This window comes from Pseudoalteromonas sp. P1-9 (genome assembly GCF_001399975.1).
In the GTDB taxonomy this organism is placed as follows: Bacteria; Pseudomonadota; Gammaproteobacteria; order Enterobacterales; family Alteromonadaceae; genus Pseudoalteromonas.
Window position 1 is genome coordinate 1 of the sequence record NZ_LKBD01000097.1, and the last position, 1,404, is coordinate 1,404.

Consider the following 1,404-nt stretch of genomic DNA (forward strand, 5'->3'; position numbering starts at 1 on the left):
ATGGTGGCGATGGATGCAACGGCAACCAATAATGGCACACAAGCGAATTACCAATATAATATTGACGGTATTCGTACCAGTAAAACGGTTAATGGTCAGGCAACACACTACCTAATCGACAACACACAAGCTTATGCGCAAGTGATTGCCGAAACAGACAGCCTTGGCAGCCGATTAAAAACTTACCTTTACGGTGATGACTTAATCAGTCAAACCGACAGCGATAACACCACAAACACCTTCCACTATGATGGCCTTGGTTCAACGCGGTTACTTTCAAGTGATGCAGGCGAGCAAAGTGATAGTTATGATTATTTAGCCTTTGGTGAATTACAAAACCAAACAGGCACAACGGAAAATAACTACCTTTATACAGGTGAACAATTTGATGGTGATTTAGACCAGTATTACCTCAGAGCTAGGTATTACGACCAGAATGTCGGGCGCTTTACTCAGCAAGATGAGTGGATGGGTCGCGATGGTGAACCTGTTACACTTAATAAGTATTTGTATACGCATGCGGATCCGGTGAATGGAATTGATCCGAGTGGGTATATGAGTTTGGTCTCCTTGAATACAGCGCAAGCAGGGCAAGGAGTATTAATCAATATCGCTCACCAACATGTGTTTAGAAAAGCATTTAAAAAAATGGGCTGTGAAGTAGGATTTGCATTAGCTGAAGAAACAATAAGGCATGGAATTTATGTTCTATATGATTCAGTGTCTGGAAGATATTAGGATAAATTATTGAGGACACCCACTCTAATTTAAAAACTAGGGTCAAAAAACTAGGGTCAGAGTAAACTTAATTTTTCGAATAACACAGACACCCACTCTAATTTGATTTAGTTTGGGTGTTTTTTACATGAATATAAAGGCCACCCACCTTAACTAGCGTACTGTGAACACTTAGAAAAAAAGCGACAACCTAATGTAGCCAATGCACGCGCATTACTCGCATAAGCCCAATTGTAACTCCACTCAATTTTCATATACTTTTTCGAGAAAGTAGGTTGCCCTTCGCAATGATTTTGAAAAATAGTCACAATTTACCGCTCAATTTTGTAACGCACTAAAATTTATCTTATTTAACCAAGGTTACGAATATTTGTAATTGCAGATTGGCAGGCGTTATAGTGATTTTAAAGTGGGTGGCCTTTTTCCTTTCTTCTTGAAAGGCTGCGGATAAACTAGAAAACAAAATAAACAGGTTCTGTAAATGATTGACAGGTACAAAGAACTAAAAGGCGCGTTCGCTTCCAGAACCCGTCCAGAGCACTTTACAGACTATAATCATTGTGAAGAATGCCGAGAGCACAATGATAATTTACAAGCTAGAGACAATGATTCTCTATCGTTCAGTGACGTAGGAAACTTTACGTATTCTCCAATCAGTTTCTTAAA

General features: G+C 39.2%; 1 protein-coding gene. It reads left to right on the top strand.

Going from position 1 to position 1,404, the window contains the following annotated elements; translation table 11 throughout:
* The coding region (locus AN214_RS21670) for an RHS repeat-associated core domain-containing protein (RefSeq protein WP_054981607.1) at nt 1–738 on the top strand (738 nt) is incomplete at its 5' end.
* Nucleotides 739–1,404: the final 666 nt, after the last annotated feature.